The 15643-nt window shown below is 64.9% G+C and carries 10 protein-coding genes; 6 read left to right on the top strand and 4 right to left on the bottom strand.

Annotated elements, in window-relative coordinates; genetic code table 11:
* Positions 1-57 precede the first annotated feature (57 nt).
* Positions 58-1122 carry an SDH family Clp fold serine proteinase gene (locus PKE71_RS00260; protein ID WP_271184944.1) on the bottom strand — a complete coding sequence of 355 codons (1065 nt, stop codon included), beginning with the start codon at positions 1120-1122 and terminating at the stop codon, positions 58-60.
* Between the two features lie 104 nt (positions 1123-1226).
* On the bottom strand, positions 1227-2132 hold the full coding sequence (locus PKE71_RS00255) for a S1/P1 nuclease (RefSeq protein WP_271184943.1): 906 nt from the start codon (positions 2130-2132) through the stop codon (positions 1227-1229).
* A gap of 230 nt (positions 2133-2362) precedes the next feature.
* On the opposite strand from PKE71_RS00255, the gene PKE71_RS00250 reads away from it, so the two are divergent.
* The 5 genes from PKE71_RS00250 to PKE71_RS00230 are packed head-to-tail and all read left to right on the top strand — an operon-like array spanning position 2363 to position 9867.
* Complete coding sequence (locus tag PKE71_RS00250; RefSeq protein ID WP_271184942.1) at positions 2363-2911, top strand: TetR/AcrR family transcriptional regulator; 549 nt, start codon at positions 2363-2365, stop codon at positions 2909-2911.
* Positions 2908-3987 (top strand): efflux RND transporter periplasmic adaptor subunit, encoded by a 1080-nt coding sequence (locus tag PKE71_RS00245; protein WP_271184941.1) that lies wholly within the window; start codon positions 2908-2910, stop codon positions 3985-3987. Before PKE71_RS00250 ends, PKE71_RS00245 begins: the two co-directional genes overlap by 4 nt.
* The gene (locus tag PKE71_RS00240; protein WP_271184940.1) at positions 3984-7094 is read left to right on the top strand and encodes an efflux RND transporter permease subunit; all 3111 of its coding nucleotides are present in this window, start codon (positions 3984-3986) and stop codon (positions 7092-7094) included. Before PKE71_RS00245 ends, PKE71_RS00240 begins: the two co-directional genes overlap by 4 nt.
* Before the next feature lie 32 nt (positions 7095-7126).
* Positions 7127-8272 carry an alpha-hydroxy acid oxidase gene (locus tag PKE71_RS00235; protein WP_271184939.1) on the top strand — a complete coding sequence of 382 codons (1146 nt, stop codon included), beginning with the start codon at positions 7127-7129 and terminating at the stop codon, positions 8270-8272.
* Positions 8273-8316: 44 nt separating this feature from the next.
* Entirely contained in the window at positions 8317-9867 is a 1551-nt protein-coding gene (locus PKE71_RS00230; RefSeq protein ID WP_271184938.1) for an acetolactate synthase large subunit, read from the top strand.
* Here the strand turns inward: PKE71_RS00230 and PKE71_RS00225 are convergent.
* On the bottom strand, positions 9864-11687 hold the full coding sequence (locus PKE71_RS00225) for an ATP-binding protein (RefSeq protein ID WP_271184937.1): 1824 nt from the start codon (positions 11685-11687) through the stop codon (positions 9864-9866). The genes PKE71_RS00230 and PKE71_RS00225 overlap by 4 nt on opposite strands.
* 236 nt (positions 11688-11923) lie before the next feature.
* Here PKE71_RS00225 and PKE71_RS00220 point away from each other — a divergent pair, with 236 nt between their 5' ends.
* Positions 11924-12331, top strand: a complete 408-nt coding sequence (locus PKE71_RS00220; protein ID WP_271184936.1) for a hypothetical protein — start codon at positions 11924-11926, stop codon at positions 12329-12331.
* A gap of 97 nt (positions 12332-12428) precedes the next feature.
* Here the strand turns inward: PKE71_RS00220 and PKE71_RS00215 are convergent, their stop codons facing one another.
* Positions 12429-15461, bottom strand: a complete 3033-nt coding sequence (locus tag PKE71_RS00215) for a TonB-dependent receptor (RefSeq protein WP_271184935.1) — start codon at positions 15459-15461, stop codon at positions 12429-12431.
* Between the last annotated feature and the right edge of the window lie 182 nt (positions 15462-15643).

Raw genomic sequence — 15643 nt, 5'->3', positions numbered from 1 at the left:
GGGCACAGATTGGGCGTGCGCCCTCCGGGTTCAAGCCCGCGCTGCAGCCCGCAGCCGCTAGAGCCGCACAAGCCCGCGCAGGGAGTGCCGGATTGCGCGCTCGATCACCTGCTCGGCAATGTCGCCGCCCTCGCCTCCGCCGGCACTGCCCTGGCCGCCACCATCCCGGCGATCGCTGCGGGGATCGTCGTGCCGGCCGGTCTCGTATTCCAGCCGCGTATTGATCATGCGGATACGGGCATCGACCAGCCCGTTGATCGCTTCCTCGACCTTGGACTCGACATTCATGCCCAGCTCGCGCGCCTCCTTCACCGAAATCGCCTGGCTGTGCGACAGCTCGCCGGAAGACAGATAGTCGGCCAGATAGTGCTCCGGCTTGCCGGGCTTGCGGTGGACCGGATTGACGATCTCGCGCGCCACCTTGACCGCGTACTGGTCGTACTTGCGGGCTTCATGTGCCAGCATCACCAGGACATCCTGCGTCGCCAGAACGCCCTTCTGCTCGATCAGGGCGTTGTAGGCATCGGTGGGAAAGCCGCCATAGATCGTGTCGATCGGCCCGAGCGAGGCGGTCTTGTTCATGCACACCTTGTCAGCCGCCAGCGCGATCATCGTGCCGCCCGACATGGCGATATAGGGTATGTGGGCAATGACCCGCGGCTCACGCTTGGGATTGTGGTGGCCTTTGGTCTTTTCCAGATGCTGGCGCAGGGCCTGCGCGATCATGTGGGCCGGCCGGGCATAACCGCCCAGCGTGTGCAGCACGACCACGATCTTCGCGCGGGCATTGGCCTGGCGGATTGCCGCGACCGCCTGCAGCGCCTCGTCGAACGCAATCTGTTGCTGGGCGCTGTCCCGGCCGACGAAGTCGTCGCCGAGATCATGGATCAGGTCGATCAGGACGGTGTTGCCGGTCTCGATCTTCTTGCGAAGCTTCTCGTATTCCCGGCGCGCATCCTCATAGTCGGCGAAGCGCTTGCGGCGCAGCTTGACGATCTGGCGTTCGTCGGAGCTCGCACGCTGCCGGGCCAGATGATGGGCATAGACATAGACGAGGCCGGCGAGCACGACGAGCGCGATCGCCGCCCCGATCAGGACGGTATTGTCGATGCCTTCGGCCACGGCACCCCCCGGGACACGCACCCACCCGTGGATGCGAAACGTCCCGGAGATATTAACCAAACCCTAACGAGACCGACAAGCTGAACCGGCCCGTTTACGCCCGATCAGTCGAGCGCACCCGACACCGTGGAAGCGCCGCCACCGCCGGCCGCGACTTCGCGCTCGCCGGCCAGCTGGTTCAGAAGACCGGCCAGGCGCACGCCGGCCTGTTTCAGCCGGTCGCGGCTCGTCCGCAGCGAGCGCTGGTAATAGGCCTCGCCCGGCTCGATCGTCTGGTCGGCACGCGCCCAGTAATAGGCAAACTCGCGCGAGCGGACGATGTCATGGCTCTCCTGTGCCCAGCCGATGGAGTCGAGCCGGGCATAGACGTCCACACCGCCAAGCGGGATTTCGGCGTCGAGCGCATCGGCGAGATACTGCCAGCGCTGGACTTCCGGAGCCCAGGGCCATTCCTCGCTCATATGGTCGAGCAGGATTTCGCTGTCCCAGACGCGGTGCAGATTGGTGAAGCGCTCGCCGCGCCACAGCACGGGGATGTCATTACCGCCGCGGTCACCCTCGATCGAAACGTGCAGGGGCTGGTGCACATCGCCCATCCAGTGCGCCAGGAATTTCAGCGCTTCGAGACGCTCCGCATCGCTGCGAGCCCGATCGGCAAAAATGCCGGCATGGAGATCGATGGCCTGGGTGATGCAGCCGTCCTCGGCACAGTCTTCCGGATCGATATGCGGATCTTCTCGGGTCTGGTTCACATAGTGCCAGGGCGCCGTGTGGCGGTGCGTCGTGCCGCGCACTTCGTCGGCCCAGGAACACGCATCGCGGAAGTGGTCGAACTGAGGGTCAAGCGCGATCAGCCGGTCGACTTCGCTGCGCGCATCCTCGGTCAGGTGCCGATAGGCCAGGTCGCAGACAATACGGTGGCCGTCGCGGCCATAGGCCGACGCCGGTGCCGGCACAGCAGCAGCCGCCAGGGTCGCGCCCGCGGCGACCAGACAGATCGAGAGTTTCATGATGTTCCGCCCTTGAACCGAGCGGTCCTCACCGCTCTCCCGGGTCTGTCTAGGCGAGCGGAAGCCCTGCCTCTACTAGCCATGGCGGGCGCCAGACTGCCGCACCACCTGGGATGGCGGCGCGCGGCCTTTTGTAATCAGACGGTCATACACTATACCGTCCGGACGGTATTGACTGTACCGTCTGGACGGTTTATGTGCGGCGCACAATTTTTTGAGAGGCAACTCGTATGTCGGACAAGCCGACGACGAAGGACACCATACTCGACGCCGCGGAAACGGTCGTCGCGCGCGATGGTTCCCGTCACATGACAATCGAAGCCGTGGCCGCGGAGGCGAACATCTCCAAGGGCGGCGTGCTGTATCACTATCCCAACAAGATGGCGCTGCTGCAGGCGATGGTGACCCGCATGGTCACGGCCGTGCGCGACGATATCCATCGCGCCGAACGCGAAGCCGAAGCCGCCGGCGAGCCGGCCCTGCCCCGCGTCATCAGCGCACTCCTTCTGCGTGCGGACCCACAGGAACCCATCGGTAACGCGGTCCTCGCCGCCGCGGCCGAACAGCCGCAGCTTCTGGACGCTGCCGGGGATATCCTCGCCGAAGAGTTCCGGCGCCTGTCGGACATGGCACCGGATCCGATCCTGGGCCAGATCATCTTTCTCGCTCTCGACGGCATCAAGCTGAGCACCATTCTGGGCCTCAGCCATATCAAGCACACGAACATTCAGGCCGTAAACGAACGGCTCGTCAGCATGACCCGGGAGATGTTCGAATGATCCGCCTTGCCCCGCTCCCGGTCCTTGCGGCCGTGCTTGCCCTCGCTGCCTGCTCGGGCGAAACCGCGGCACCGCCGCCCCAACCTCGCCTGGTGCAGCTCGGCGAAGTCCAGAGCAATGCACCGGAAACCCGCCACGAATTCGTCGGCCGGGTCGAGGCGCGCCTGAGTGTCGACATGGCCTTCCAGGTCGGCGGCCAGCTCGCCGAACTGCCCCTGACGGAAGGCCAGCGCATTGCCGAAGGCGACCTGGTCGCACGGCTCGATCTGGAAGACTTCGAGCTTGCTCGCCAGGAGGCGCGTGTCCAGCTGCAGCAGGCGCGCACCGACCTGGAGCGCCAGCGCACCCTGCACGAGCGCGGCATCGCTTCGCAGGCAGCCCTGGACAGCGCCCAGACCCAGTATGACCTGCGCCTCGTCGCCCTGGAAAACGCCCAGCGGAACCTGCAATACGCCACGCTGACCGCCCCGTTTGACGGGCTGGTCAGCCGCCGTCTGGTCGACAATTTCACCATCGTCTCGCCGGGCCAGCCGATCGTGCGCATCCAGGATGTGGGCGAGCTGCGGGTGTCGATCCCCGTCTCCGAGGACATGGTCGCCACCTTCGACCAGAACAATCTGGTCGCCCTGGAAGCCGCTTTCTCCTTCCTGCCCGGCCAGACCTTTTCACTGATACCGCGCGAACTGGTCAGCGAGCCGGACGACACCTCCAACACCTACCGTGCCATCGCCGCCCTGCCCGACGACATTCCGGCCAATATCCTGCCCGGCATGACCGCCACCGTGTGGGCAGAGGTCGAGCGTAACGGCCCCGTGACGACCGATGTGACCGTGCCCTTGGCCGCCGTCTCCGAACGGCCGGATGGCAGCAATTCGGTCTGGGTCTACGATGCCGACACCGGCACGGTATCACCGCGCATGGTGGAGACGGCGGGTCTGCGTGGAAACAGCGTCATCGTGACCGATGGCGTCCAGGCCGGCGACCTGATCGTCACCGCCGGCGTTTCGGCCCTGCATGACGGCATGGAAGTCCGCCCGCTCGACGATACGCAGCCGCGTTTCGGAACCGCGCAATGAGCCTCCAGTCCCAAAGCGCCCTGTCGATCGCCCGGCTGTCGATCGAGAAACCGGTCCTCACCTGGCTCGTGATCCTGTTCTGCGTGCTCGGCGGACTGTACGGCTTCCTCAATGTCGGCCGCCTGGAAGACCCGTCCTTCACCATCAAGCAGGCAATCATCTTCACGCCCTATCCCGGCGCGACGGCCGAAGAGGTCGAGCTGGAAGTGACCGAACATCTCGAGATCGCCATCCAGCAGATGGGCGAGGTGAAGGAGATCCTGTCGGAGTCCTCGCCGGGCATGTCCGAGATCCATGTCGAGATGCTCGATACGATCGGCGGCGACGAGATCCCCGCTGTCTGGACCGAGCTGCGCGCCCGTATCCGGGACGCCACGGCAGGCCTGCCGCCGGGCGCCAGCACCCCCATTGTCTATGACGATTTCGGTGACACTTACGGCATCTTCTATGCCGTGACCGCCGACGGTTATTCGGACGACCGGGTGCGCGATATCGCGCGCATGCTGCGTCGCGAACTCCTGACGGTCGACAATGTCGCCAAGGTCTCGGTCGAGGGCGAGCCGGAGGAACGGATCTATATCGAGATCCCGCAGGAAACCCTGTCCCAGCTGGGCCTGTCCTATGAAAGCCTGCTGAGCGAGCTGAACCAGCAGAATGCGGTGGTATCCGCCGGCGCCGCACCGATCGACGAAAACTATGTGCGTATCGCCATTCCCCAGACGCTGGGCGGAGTGGATGCGATCAGCAATCTCCTGATCACGCCGGGCAATGGCAGCGAGACCATCCGCCTGTCCGATATCGCCGAGGTGTCCCGCACCCGTGAGGAACGGCCGCAGCAGCTGATCTATCACAACAATGTGCGGGCCTTCACACTGGGCGTCGCGGGCCTGTCGACGGCCAATATTGTCGATGTCGGTCATGCCGTCGAGGCGCGCCTCGCCGAGCTGGAATCGCAATTGCCGGTCGGCGTCGAGCTGCACCCGATCTACCAGCAGCACATCGTGGTCGACGAGGCGATCAACAGCTTCCTGTTCAGTCTCGGCCTGTCGATTGCCATCGTGATCGGCGTGTTATGCGTCTTCATGGGCTGGCGCGCCGGGCTGACCGTGGGGTCTGCCCTCTTCCTGACCGTCGCCGGCACCATCTTCTTCATGAACATGTTCGCCATCGAGATGGAACGCATCTCGCTGGGCGCGCTGATCATTGCCATGGGCATGCTGGTCGACAATGCGATCGTGGTGGCCGAGGGCATGCTGACCGGCGTGATGCGCGGCAAGCCGCGGCTCGATGCCGCCGAGGAGGCGGTCCAGTCGACACAATGGCCGCTGCTGGGCGCGACCGTGATCGGCATTCTCGCTTTCGCCGGCATCGGCCTTTCGCCGGACGCGACAGGCGAATTCCTCTTCTCCCTGTTCGCCGTTATCGGGATTTCGCTTCTCTTGAGCTGGGTCATCGCGGTCACCGTGGTGCCGATGATCGGTTTCCACCTCTTCCACGCCCAGCGCCAGAAGGCGCTGGCCCGCGGCGACGCCCCGGAGACCGACGCCGAACTCTATTCCGGCCGGATGTACCGCTTCTATCGCGGTGTCCTGGAACCGGCCCTGGCACGGCGCTGGCTGGTCCTGGCCGGCCTGATCGTGGTGACGGTGGTGTGCTATGCCGGCTTCGGCTCGGTGAAGAACGCCTTCTTCCCGGATTCCAACACGCCGATGTTCTACGTGAATGTCGAGGAACCGGAAGGCACCGACATTCTCGCCACCGCCGCGACAATGCGCGATATCGGCGCCTTTATCGGCGAACAGCCGGAAACCCTGGCCTACGACACCTTCGTCGGCGCCGGCGCAACGCGCTTCATGCTGACCTATAACTCCGAGCAGCCGAATACGGCCTATGGCCAGGTCATCGTGCGCACCGAGCATCGCGACGAGATCCCGGCCCTGGCGGACCGTATTCTGGCCCATGTCCGGGACAACTATCCGAACGTGCAGATCCGGATCGACCGGATCGTCTTCGGACCGCCCTCCGGCGCCAAGCTGGAGGCCCGCATTCTCGGCCCCGACGCCGATACGCTTCGCACTATCGCCGATCGCATCATCGAGGCGCTGCACGAACGCGGCAATGTCATCGATCTGCGGACCGACTGGCGCAGCCGGGCACCGGTGATCAATCCGGTCATCATCGAGGAACGCGCCCGCACCATCGGCGTGACCCGCGAAAATGTCGCCAATGCCATGCTGTTCGCAACCGAAGGCTCGCAGGTCGGGGTCTATCGCGAGGGCGAAGAACTCATCCCGATCATCGCCCGGGCCCCCGCCGTCGAGCGGGCCGGCGAGACCTATCTGGGCGACCGGCTTGTCTGGAGCTCGCAGCAATCGGCCTACGTCCCCATCGACCAGGTCGTGTCGCGCTTCGATGTCGATTTCGAGGATGTCCTCATCCAGCGGCGTGACCGGACACGCGCGATCTCGGTGCGCGCCAATCCCCAGCCGCACGAAACGGCTGCAGAAGGTTTTGTCCGCTTCAGCGAGATCGTGGAGTCGGTCGAGCTGCCGCCCGGCTACACCCTGGAATGGGGCGGCGAGTATGAAAGCGCCATGGAGGCGAACCAGTCGTTGGGCAGCCAGTTGCCGCTGACCTTCATCGCCATGCTGACCATCTCCTTCATGCTGTTTGCCAAGGTGCGCCAGCCGCTGATCATCTGGGCCGTCGTGCCGATGGCGGTGAACGGTGTGGTGATCGGCCTGCTGACCACGAATGTCGCCTTTTCCTTCACCGCCCTGCTGGGCCTCCTGTCCCTGTCAGGCATGCTGATCAAGAACGCCATCGTGCTGGTGGACGAGATCGACATGCGGATCGCGGCCGGGGCCGACCGCTTCGAAGCCGTTCGCGACGGCTCGGTCAGCCGCCTGCGGCCCGTCCTGCTCGCCGCCGCCACGACCATCCTGGGCATGACACCGCTTCTGGCGGACGCCTTCTTCCAGGGCATGGCCGTGACCATTATCGGCGGTCTGACCTTCGCCTCGATCCTGACCATGATCGCGGTGCCGGTGCTCTACGCGCTCTTCTTCGGGATCCGCCGGACACGGCGCGACGAAGAGCCTGCTTGACGGCCGGTGCGGGCGGGACAACGCTCCCGCCCATGAGCCGGATAGAAAACGCCCACAATATCGCGGCGCTGCGCCGAGAGGCCCAGCGCCGCCTGCCCCGCATGGTGTTCGACTATATCGATGGCGGGGCCGACGACGAGTTCACCCTCGGCGCCAATAATCGCCGCTTTGCCGACTACGAGCTTCTGTTCAAATCGCTCGTCGACATCTCCGAGATCGACACGGCGACCACGGTGATGGGCGACGCCTGCTCGGCGCCGATCATCGTCACCCCGACCGCGGTTCAGCGGCTCTTTCATCCACGCGAGGGAGAAGCCGCGGTCGCACGTGCGGCGAAGAAGGCCGGCCTGATCCACTGCCTCTCCACCCTCGCCTCGACGACGATCGAGGATATCGCCCGCTTCAATGACGGGCCGAAATGGTTCCAGGTCTATGTCTGGAAGGATCGCGGCCTGGTGGAACAGGCCCTGGAACGGGCGCGCAAGGCCGGCTTTACCGGCCTGATCCTCACTGTCGACGTGCCCGTTGCCGGCAATCGCGAGCGCGATCTGGTCAACGCTTTTTCCGTCCCGCCCGAGATCAACGCCAAGACCGTCAGCCAGGTGCTCGCCCGGCCGGGTTATCTGTGGGACATCGCGACGACATCGAAAATCTCCACGGCCAACTGGGTCGATCTGGAAACCCGCGACATGGGCATTGCCGAGTTTCTCGACACCCAGTTCGACCGCTCGGTGACCTGGAAGGACGCGGCCTGGATGAAGGAAGCCTGGGGTGGTCCGTTCGCGATCAAGGGCATCTGCCGGGCCGATGACGCCCGGCGTTGCGTCGATGCCGGCGCGGACGCGGTGTGGATATCCAATCATGGCGGACGCCAGCTGGATACGGCGCCGGCGACCATCGACACGCTGGCCGATATCGTCGCCGCCGTCAGCGGCCAGGCCGAGGTCATTCTCGACGGCGGTATCCGGCGCGGCACCGACATCGTGAAGGCGCTGGCGCTGGGCGCGCGGGCCGTCGCCGTGGGACGGCCTTACCTGTACGGTCTCGGCGCCGCAGGAGAGGCCGGTGTCACGCGAGCCCTGGACATTCTCGTCAGCGCCCTGCGGCGTGACATGGCGTTGACCGGCGTTACACGGCTGGACGCATTGACGCCGGACTTCGTGCGCAAGTCGCGCTAGAATTTTTACAAAGACAAGACGGTATACGGTTGGAGGATGTCTCGATGTTTGCAGCGGAAAGCCTGGTGCGCACCCTGATCAATCAGGGCGTGGAGGTGTGTTTCACCAATCCCGGCACCTCGGAAATGCACATGGTCGCGGCGCTCGACCGGATCGAGGGGATGCGGTCGGTCCTGTGCCTCTTCGAGGGCGTGGCAACCGGTGCGGCCGATGGCTATGCCCGCATGGCGGGGAAGCCCGCCTGCACCCTGCTGCATCTCGGCCCGGGTGTCGGCAATGGCCTCGCCAATCTGCACAACGCCCAGCGCGGCCATGCGCCCGTGGTCAACATTGTCGGCGATCATGCCCGCCATCACCTAAAGCTTGATGCCCCCCTCACCAGCGATGTCGAAGGCGTCTGCCGCCCCATGTCGCGCTGGGTCGGTACGGTGCGGGAACCGTCCGAAGTGTCCACCATGGCCGTGGAAGCCGTGCGTCAGGCCTATGGTCCGGCCCGCGGGGTTGCCAGCCTGATCCTGCCGGCCGACTGTGCCTGGTCGGACGCCGAGCCGGATGTCCTGCCCGCCATCGAACCGCCTGCAGCGATACCGGTGCCTGCCGATACCGTCGCTGAAATCGCGGATGCCCTGAAAGCCGCAAAGGCACCTGTGATCCTGCTGGGCAATGATGCCTGCCTGGACACCGGGCTCGAAGCCGCCGGCCGGATCGCCGAGGCGACCGGCGCGAAGCTTTTCATGGACACATTCGTACCCCGCATAGCCCGCGGGCATGGCCGGGTGTCACCGAAACGGCTTGCCTATTTCGGAGAGCAGGCGCTTGAGGAACTGGCCGGCACCGACTTGCTGGTGATCGCCGGCTCCAAACCGCCGGTCGCTTTCTTCGCCTATCCTGACCAGCCGGGCGAGCTGACACCTCCGGGCGCCAGAGCCGTGACATTGGGGGACGCTTCCAGTGACATTCAGGAGGCATTGGTGAGCCTTGCCGCGCAGTTTCCCGATGCGCCAGCCCCGAAGCTGTCAAAACTGTCCCAGGCGCCCAAACTCTTCCCGGACGAGCTGCTCAATCCGGGCTATGTCGGGATTTCCCTCCTGCGCCACATGCCGGAAGACTCGGTGATCTGCGACGATGCGACGACGTCGGGCATGGGCGTATTCCCGTGGATCGAACACGGGCCGCGGCACGACTGGCTGTGCCTGACCGGCGGCGCTATCGGCTCGGGCATGCCGCAGGCGGTCGGTGCAGCGATGGCCTGCCCGGACCGCCAGGTTTTTGCCCTGTGCGGTGACGGCGCGGCGGCCTACACCCTGCAGGCGCTGTGGACCCAGGCGCGTGAGAAGCAGAACATCGTCAATGTCGTTTTCGCCAATCACTCCTATCTGGTGCTGAATGTCGAACTGGCCCGGGTCGGCGCGGGTGAACCGGGGCCGGCAGCACAGCAGATGCTGTCGCTCGACAATCCGAAGATGGACTGGGTCAAACTGGCAGAAGGCTTCGGTGTTCCGGCTCGCCGGGCTGCGACCGCGGGCGAGTTCGACGAGGCCCTGCAAGCCGCGCTCGCCGAAGGCGGGCCGCAGCTGATCGTGGCGGAGATCTAGCGCTTCGGGGCGGCGGCGCCGGGTTTCTCCGTCGCTTCGTCCTCTTCCGCCGCTGCCAGCAGGCGGGCGAGAACCGCGCGAAGCGTCCCCAGTTCGACCGGCTTGGGCAGGTAGCCGGCGAAACCGTCGCCTTCGAATTCGCGGCGATGGTCCTCGGACGCCAGCGCCGTGACGGCGACAATGCTCGCGCGGCCGGACTTGCGTGTCTCGCGGATGCAGCGCATGGCGCTGACGCCGTCCATTTCGGGCATCTGGATATCCATCAGCACGATATCATAGGCCTCGGATGTTGCCTTGTTGACCGCTTCGCGGCCGCTGGACGCGCATTCGACGACCAGCCCGTCGCCGCTGGCGACCTGCTGCACCATGGCGCGCAGCACCAGCTGGTTGGTAAGAACGTCATCCACCACGAGAATGCGGACGGGCTTGTCGAGATAGATCGGTTCGGCCGGCGCCGAGACGGCTTTCGGCACGGGCTGGCTGCCAGCAGAGAAAGGCAGGTCGACAGTGAAGGTCGCGCCCCGGCCCGGATCGCTCGACACACCGATATCGCCGCCCATCTGGCGCACCAGGCGCCGGCAGATCGCCAGGCCCAGCCCGGTACCGCCATATTGCCGGGTCGTCGAGGCGTCGACCTGGGTGAAGGCCTCGAAGATGAGATCGTGCTTGTCCCGCGGAATGCCCACACCGGTATCGCGCACGCTGATCCGCACCGGAATCACAGCACCGTTCTCGCTGTCCGGTCGCGACAGCACGACGGTGATACCGCCACGATGGGTGAACTTCACCGCATTCGAGAGCAGATTGTTGACGACCTGGCGCACCCGCATGGCGTCGCCGCGGACATTGAAACGCTCGCCGATACCGTCCTTGCTGAACACCAGATCGACGCCCTTGGCCCCCGCCTGCAGGCGCCAGTGCTCGACCGTGCTGCGCACCAGCGCGACGAGGTCGAAATCGCCCTCTTCCAGATCCAGCCCGCCGGCTTCGATCTTGGACAGGTCCAGCACGTCGTTGAGCAGTTCCAGGAGCGACTTGCCCGAGGCATCGATGAGTTTCAGCGAGTGCTTCTGTTCTTCGGACAGGTGTACATCCTGCAGCATGACACTGGTCATGCCGAGTACGCCATTGAGCGGCGTGCGCACCTCATGGCTCATATTCGCAATGAATTCGGATTTGGCACGGTTGGCCTCGCGTGCGGTCGCCAGGGCGGCTTCCAGCTTGGCATTGTATTCTTCCAGCGCCTGCTGCGCATCATGGGCTGCCGAGCGGAAACTCGAGCCGAACAGCACGATCCAGCCGCAGGAAAAGGCCGACGCGGCGACGAGAATGTGCAGCATTTCGCCAGGGCTGAACGCCAGCAGGCTGCCATCATTACGACCGGCCTCCCACAGGACATAGCCGAAATAGGCGGCCACCGGCAGCGCCGCGATAAAAATCGCCTGGCGCCCCCAGGCGATGTAGGCGCCCAGAATGATGCCCGGCAGATAAAGCGAAGCCGGTGGAAAGGACCCGCGATTGGCAAAGGCCGCAGCCCCGAGCGCCAGCGCGCACAGACCCAGCATCATGGCGATGGTCAGGTTCGGCCGGCGCAGCCGCAGGCCGAGACCGCCCACGATCGCGGCCAGAAAGGCCGTACCGGCGGCCAGTTGCGCCATGCCCGGACGGCCGTCGACGATCAGCGCCAGCATGGCGGCATTGACCAGCCCCATCAGGCAGAAAATGACCGTGAAGGCGGCGGCCACGCGGCAGCGCACCGCATGTTCCAGATCCAGGCGCGGATCGGCTCCGACCAGCCTGTCTATCCATTGCCAAGACATGCAAGCGCCTCCCTGCCGCCGTACTAGCCCGGCCGGCGTTAACAAGAGACATACAACCCGACGCTGGATTGCTCTGTACACACACCCGGTCTTGACGCGGACAGCCGGGGCGCCGGAAGGTTCATATCCTATGAAGACCGGCTTAACACCTCGGCAAGATTGTCCGCCGACGCTGTCAGACAGGTTTCAGGTATTCGACCTGCTCCGGGGACGCGAACCAGGGCATTGGAGGCTGGATGTATACCGAGGACGGTTTCGAACTCCGCCCGATCGGCGACACGATGGAGATCTATGCGTCGGGCGAACAATTCCATGAAACCCGTCCGCCGGTGATTGCCGCCTTCCAGGCGCTCACATCCCGCGTGCCCGTCACCAAAGTCCTCTGCGATGTCCGCCTGGCGGCGTACATACTCGATCCGACCGAGCTGGAAATGCGGGCACGCACGACAGCCCGCGCGCTGGCCGGCTACCGGACGGCCCTGGTCTGCCTGGCGAACCAGCATGAACTGATGGAGCGGACCGCCGGCAATATCCGCAGTCAGGGCGGCACCGTTGAGCTCTTCTCCAGCAAGGGCGCGGCGCGTGAATGGCTGTCGGGCAAGGATGATTGCCGTAGCGATGCGAAAGCGGTCTCGGCAGTCTAGACGGTTTATGCTCCCGGAACGGCGGCCGTGCGATCGCCGCACATGAAAAAGGCGGGCTCCGAAAAGCCCGCCTTTCCCGTCAGGTCCCCCAAGACCCCTAGAAGGTCCAGTCGAAACCGATCCGGACAGACCGCGGTGCCTGGTAGCGTCTCACGGCGCCATAGTTCGGGTTTGGCGTGCCGGCGCTGGTATCGCCGTTCTCGTCGTAGTCGACACCCGCTTCCAGGCCGAGCACGTTGAAGACGTCGGCGCGCAGGATCAGGTCGCCGCGATTGTCACCCATCGGCACAGCATAGCGTGCAGACAGATCCAGCCGGGTTTCCCAGTCGCTCTCGAACTCCGAGCCCCGGCGCGAGGGCTGGCCCTGGCAGAACCAGGACGAGGCCCCGTAGGCGGCTGCGGCCGCATCGGTCGGGTGCACGCCGCGGCAGCCGTAGAGACGCGGCGAAGTGACTGCCAGATTGCCGCCGAGCAGAAGGTCGTCGGTGATCTGGTAGCTGCCCCAGAGCTTGAACTGGTGACGGCGATGGTTCGGCAGGAAGCCGTGCGCATTGTCCGTCAGGCCGGGGTGATCGTAGAGGATGGTGGTGCCGGCATCGGTCTGACCGTTATCCGACAGCACGGTGCCTTCGTAATTGCCGAAGGAGCTTGACCAGACATAGGAGCCGCGCAGACCCCAGACGCCGTCGAAGGCCCGCTCGAAGGTGAGCTCCAGAGCCGCATAGTCGCGCTCGGCGACCGGCAGGTTCAGCTGCTCCTCGGTCAGGTGGATCTGGCGGATGCTGGTCTCGCCCGGCAGAGGGTCGCGGGTATAGACGTCGATCGCCTCGCCCGGATTCATGATCACGTACTGGTAGTCGCCGAACCAGATATCGGCGCATCCGGCAATGCCGTTCTCCTCGCAATAGGCGACGAGGGCATCGTCGATCGCAACGTCCTCGGACACGTCGCCGAGCACCCGCCAGACAGCCCGGGCGCCCAGCGTCCAGTCGTCGTTGAGCGCGTGCTCGATGCCGAGGACGAACTCGTCCTCATAGGTGGCGCGCAGATCCTGCGAGGTCTTGGAGATCGCCGGTTCCTGTGTGCCGTTGCCGAAGACGAGGCAGGCTACGGTGCCGACAGGCGATATCGCGCCGGCCGGGCAGGCGCTGGCGCCGATGCTCTCGATGTTCGAGTTCGAGGAGTCCCGCACATCGCCGAGCACGAAGGCACCGGTCGTCGTGTCGAGCGAGACGAGTTCGAAATATTCGGCCACGTAAAGGTCGGCGCCGCGGAAGCTCATATTGAGCGCCGGCGGGATGAAATACCGGCCGTAGGACCCGTAGAGCCGCGTGCCACTATCGCCGAACACATCGTAGTTGAAGCCCAGACGCGCGCCCCAGTTATTGTCCAGATCGACCGGCACTTCGCCGATCAGGTTCTGCATCTGGAAGTGGTCGTTGCGCAGGCCGAGCTGCAGGTTGAGACGGTCGGACACATCCCAGGAGTCCTGGATGTAGAAGGCCGAATTTTCACCCTCGACCGATCCGCCGAACCGGCCCGTCGTGCCCCGGATGATCTCGGAGCCCGCAGGCAGGCCGTACCGGTCTTCGGTGCTGGCGGAGACCGTGAAGGCGGCCCAGTCGGCACCGCCGGTCCGTGCCAGCAGGTGGGTCAGCGAGAGCTGTTCGACTTCATAGCCGAGGCGGACATGGTGTTCGCCCATGAAATCGAAGAAGACGTCGCCGTCGATCCGGTAGAATTCGCGGCGGGTCTCGTTGAAGTCGTTGTTTCTGGTGGTCTGCGGACCGACGCGCATCGCCGTGCCGGACCGCTGGTCGACGACGAAGGAGGTGTCGGGATCGGAGGCCAGAGTGGACTGACGATCCTCGCTCACGCCATAGGCCGCCGAGATGGTGAAGGCGTCCGAGATGTTGCCAGTGTATTTGGCGACATAGCTGGGACCGCCATTCTCGTAGACCGTCGAACCGACGGGCACGGTGCCGATCTCGTCCACGCCATCGAAGCTGTAGGAGGTGAGGAAGCTTTCCCGCATTGTGTCGAAATACGTCACCTCGAAATGGTGATCGTCGGTCAGATATCCATCCAGCTTGATACCGAAGAAGGGATCGTCCGACTCCAGCACGCTATAGGAACCGTTGAGGATCGATGCCGATTCGGACCGGGTGTCGCGCGCCTGGTAGAGGCCGTAGAAGAACAGGCGATCCTGGATGATCGGCCCGCCGGCTTCCAGGATCAGGTCCATCGACTCCGATTCGGCAAGCTGGTTGCGGAAACGATAGGTGTCGGGACTGTCGGATTGCAGCGCGTCGGGCGACCAGTTGCCGTGGATGCCGAACTCGAACTCGTTCGTGCCAGACTTGGTTACCGCATTGACGACGCCGCCCGTGGCGCGGCCGAACTCGGCCGGGTATCCGCCGCTCTTCACTTCGACGGTCTGGTAGAAGTCGAACGGCACGGTCGCGCCACCCAGATAGGTGTCGAAATTGGTGATGTTCAGACCGTTGATATAGAAGGCGTTCTCGGCCGCAGAACTACCGCCGACAGCGGCCGCACCGGCCCCGCCGCCGCCCGGGTTGCGGAAATCGCGGTCGGAGGACACCACGGTCGGCGCCAATTCGATCACCGATTCGATATTGCGCCCCACCGGGAGCATCGCGACGAGATCCTCGACATCGACATTGAGCCCCGACGTCGTCTGCTGGAACTGCATCTGGCGCACCGCCGTGCCGGTCACCACGATGGTTTCCGTCTCGCTCGTCGGCACGGCCGTGAAGGTGTAGCTGGCCAGTCCGCCGACCTGGATACGGACGGTGTCCGCCATGTCGGCATAGCCCGGCGCGGAAATCGTGACGTGGTAGACGCCCTGCGGAAGCAGGGTGGCGCGGAAAGTGCCGGATTCGCCGGTGCTCAGCTCGCGGCTGAAGCCCTGCGCCTGCGAAGTCAGCGTGACTTGTGCGCCAGAAACCGGATTGCCAGACTCGTCGGTCACCGTGCCGATGATCCCGCCGCTGGTATAGTCCTGTGCGCTGGCCACGCTCGCCGTCATCGGAACGACGGCCCCCGCCCCCATGACGATGGCGAGCGCATAGGCGGTTGAGCCCAGACAGGCTCGTTTGAACTTCTGCATGATTATCCCCTCTGCATATCCCGTCGATTTGGTCCGGGCGGAACGCGCCGGATACGGGAAACCGCAGGCGTAACGGGGTTGCCGCCCCGCGCATCAGAGGGTTTGCGACGACACCGCGCCGCCGTTCGATCACGGCCATGTGTTTGCGACGAACGCGCGAATAGGGCGACGAACGGCGTCCA

Origin of the sequence: Maricaulis virginensis (assembly GCF_027922185.1) — a bacterium.
Lineage (GTDB): Bacteria > Pseudomonadota > Alphaproteobacteria > Caulobacterales > Maricaulaceae > Maricaulis > Maricaulis virginensis.
Note: the sequence above shows the minus strand (reverse complement) of the source record. Positions and strands in the feature narration are given on the sequence as shown.